At 75.4% G+C, this 3,308-nt stretch carries 4 protein-coding genes; all 4 read right to left on the bottom strand.

Annotation, left to right across the window (positions count from 1 at the left end; all coding sequences use genetic code 11):
- Window positions 1-632: tryptophan synthase subunit alpha (locus ACWGH4_RS33215; RefSeq protein WP_453467393.1), on the bottom strand; the 632-nt coding region annotated here is incomplete at its 3' end.
- Window positions 625-1,662, bottom strand: a complete 1,038-nt coding sequence (locus ACWGH4_RS33210; RefSeq protein WP_453467391.1) for an anthranilate phosphoribosyltransferase — start codon at window positions 1,660-1,662, stop codon at window positions 625-627. The genes ACWGH4_RS33210 and ACWGH4_RS33215, both read right to left, overlap by 8 nt.
- A 2-nt stretch (window positions 1,663-1,664) precedes the next feature.
- On the bottom strand, window positions 1,665-1,934 hold the full coding sequence (locus tag ACWGH4_RS33205) for a phosphopantetheine-binding protein (RefSeq protein ID WP_453467389.1): 270 nt from the start codon (window positions 1,932-1,934) through the stop codon (window positions 1,665-1,667).
- 1 nt (window position 1,935) lies between these two features.
- Window positions 1,936-3,308, bottom strand: a 1,373-nt coding sequence (locus ACWGH4_RS33200; RefSeq protein WP_453467387.1) for an AMP-binding protein, incomplete at its 5' end; no start/stop codon positions are given.

Below are 3,308 nucleotides of genomic sequence, written 5' to 3'. Positions count from 1 at the left end.
CGGCCGTAGTGGGCGACCAGGTAGAGGTAGGCGGTGGCCTGCGCCGCCGCCTCGGCGACCGCGTCGGGCCGGGAGACCGCGTAGCAGGTGGTGACCAGCGGCAGGCCGGCGTCGTGGGCGGCCTGGTAGTGGGCGGTGCGCAGCCTGGGCGGGACGCCGTGCAGCAGCAGTCCGTCGCAGCCGGCGTCGCGCACGGCGGCGGCGAAGTCGGCGGGGGCGGTGCCCTTGACGGTGTGGCCGAAGTCGGCGAGCAGCGCGATGCGCAGTCTTTTCAGGCCGGGCCGGACGCGGGCGACGGCGGCGAGGACGGCGGCCAGGTCGGTGCCGTGGGCCAGGGCCCGGTCGGCGGAGCGGCGGATGACGGGCCCGTCGGTGACGGATCCGGGGAAGGGGACGGCCAGTTCGAGGCAGTCGATGTCGCTCTCGTCGAGGAGGGCGGCGAGGTCGGGCAGCCGGTCCAGCGGCGGGTCGCCCGCGTTGAGGAACAGCGCCAGGCCGGGCCGGCCGGGTGCGGTGCGGGTGAAGAACCCGCCCGGCGCGGACGCGGTGGCGGCCACGGGGCCGTCGGGTGTGGGCGCGGGGCCGGAGGCGGATGGGGAGGCGGTGGCGGGTGCGGGGCGGGGGTCATGCATGGGCCACCTCCGTGGCGCGTCGCAGTCGGTCGACCAGGGCGAGGGCCGAGCCGTCGTTCAGGACCGCGCGGGCGCCGCGCAGGGCCTGGTGCCAGTCGCCGGTGAGACGGCCGGCGACGGCCAGGGCCGCCGCGTTGAGGCAGACCGCGTCCTCGGCCGCCGGGCGGCCGCGGCCGGCGAGCAGGTCCAGGACGTCGCGGACGGGGTCGGTGCCGGGCCGCAGGTCCTCCAGGGCGCCGGGGCCCAGGCCGAGCGCGGCGGGGTCGAGGGTGAACTCGTCCTCGCCGCCGCCTTCGTAGGTGCGCACCAGGTTGGGGGTGAAGCCGACCAGTTCGTCGGCGCCCGTGGCGTTGGTGGCCAGCCACACGGATCTGCCGGTGCGGCGGGCGGTGTGCTCGGCGGCGTGCCGCAGCCCGGCAACGAGCCGCGGGTCGGAGACGCCGGTGAGCTGGGCGTCGACCGGCATGTCGGCGAGGAACGGTCCCAGGGCGTTGACGAAGCGCCCCAGGCGGCGGATGTCGAGCGGCAGCACGCCGCGTGCGAGCAGGCCCAGTTCGGCGGGGTAGACGAACATGCCGGCGAACGCGATGCCGCACCGCTCGAGCATCTCGTGGGTCTGCTCGTAGGAGGAGGCCGTCTCGATGCCGAGGCGTTCGAGCAGGTCGAGGGAGCCGAGGGCGGAGGTGTAGGCGCGCGATCCGGTCTTGACGACGCGGGTGCCCATCGCGGCGGCGGTCAGCGCGGCCGCGGTGGAGATGTTGAGGGTGCGCGGGCCTCCGCCGGTGCCGACGATGTTGACGGCGCCTTCGAACACCGGCCGCCCGGTGTCGCCCGGGCGGCGTTCGGCGAGCGAGTCGAGCAGCGCGGTCAGGGTGGCGCGGCCGGGCATCTGCGTGGACAGGGACGCGAGCAGGGCCACGCTCTCGCCCCGGCGCAGCGCGCCGTCGTGCAGGCTGTCCCAGAACGAGCGCCACTGGGGAAGGTCGACGGGCCGGTCCTGGGCGATCAGGGCGGCGACGGCGTCGTGCATGGTTAGGCGGCCTCCGCCCGGGTGCGGGAGGCGTCGGCGACGAACGCCTCGATGGCCGCCACCGACTTGAAGGACTCGGGGTCCAGGTCCACCTCGTCGGTGTTGATGTCGTACCGGTCCTCCAGCCAGGCGATCACCTTGAGCAGGCCGAGGCTGTCGATGACGCCGCCCTCCAGCAGGTCGTCGTGGTCGGCCAGGTCCCGTGCGGGCATGTCGGGCAGGAACTCCTCGACGATGAACTCCTTGATGGCCTGGGCCTGGGCGTGGGGCATGTCAGTTCTCCTTGGTGAAGTGGTCCTTCACGACACGGTCGCGGTCGACCTTGCCGGTGGAGGTCCGGGGCAGCGGCTCGTCGGTGAAGCGCAGGACCGAGGGGACCGCGGCCCTCGGCAGACCGCGTGCCAGATGGCCGCGCAGGGTCAGGCTGTTGAGGCCGCTGCCCGGGGTGCGGCGGGCCACGGCGTGCAGCAGCCGGCCGGCCACCTCGTCGGGCAGGGCCAGGACGGCGGCCTCGGTGACCTCGGGGTGGGCGAGCAGTACGTGCTCGACCTCCTGGACGTTGATGCGCACGCCGCGGACCTTGACCTGGAAGTCGGTGCGGCCGGCGAGGGTCAGGGCGCCGTCGGCGCCGCGGTGCACCAGGTCGCCGGTGCGGTACCAGCGCCGGTCGTCGGCGCCGGTGGGGTGGGGCACGAACACGGGCCGGGCGGCGGCCGCGCCGAGGTAGCCGCTGGTCTGGAACGGTGTGGTGACCCACAGTTCGCCGCTGCCGGGGCCCTCGAGGACGGTGCCGTCGCCGGTGACGACCAGGGCGCCGGCGCCGGGCAGCGGGCGGCCCAGCGGCAGGGTCGCGCCGGCCGCGGCCTGCTCGCCGGTCACCTCGTGCACGAAGCTGTCGTTGGTCTCGGTGCAGCCGTAGATGTTGTGCAGCCGCGCGTTCGGGAACAGGCGCGGCAGCTCGGCCAGGACCGGGCCGGGCAGGGCGTCGCCGGTGGTCATCGCGTGCCGCACGGCGGGCAGGGCGGTGGTGCCGTGTTCGCGGGCGGCGTCGGTGACCAGGCGGTGGAACATGGGCACGGCCTGGACGACGTGGACGTCGTGGCGCTCCATCGTCTCCAGCAGGTGGCGGCCACTCATGGCCTGGTCGGGGTCGACGAGGACGACCCGGCCGCCGTGGGCGAGGGTGGTCCACACGTCGAGCAGGCACAGGTCGAAGTTGAGCGGCGCGTAGTTGAGGACGTTCGTGCCGGGTCCGATCCCGAACGCGGCGGCGGCCCAGGCGGTGAAACGGTCGACGGCGCCGCCGGCGACGGGCACGATCTTGGGCAGCCCGGTCGACCCGGAGGTGGTCAGCAGCAGCACCGGGGCCTCGGGATCGGCGGGCGTGTCGCGCGCGGCGCCGAGGCCGCCGTACGGCGTGTCGCCGCCGGGTGTGCCGTCGTCCGGTGTGTCGTCGCCCGGCCGCTCGGGCAGGGGGACGGCGCCGGCCTGCTCGTACAGCTGCTCCGTCACGTCCTTGCCGAGCGTCGCCGACGGCAGCAGCACCGGGCGGCGCTCCAGCATGCAGGCGAGGACCAGCGCGATCGTGCCCGGCGACTTGACGGCCGGGACCCCGACGGGTCCGCGGCCGGGCGTGTCCGCGACAC

The sequence above is a fragment of the Streptomyces sp. NPDC054847 genome (assembly GCF_053610925.1).
Note: the sequence above shows the minus strand (reverse complement) of the source record. Positions and strands in the feature narration are given on the sequence as shown.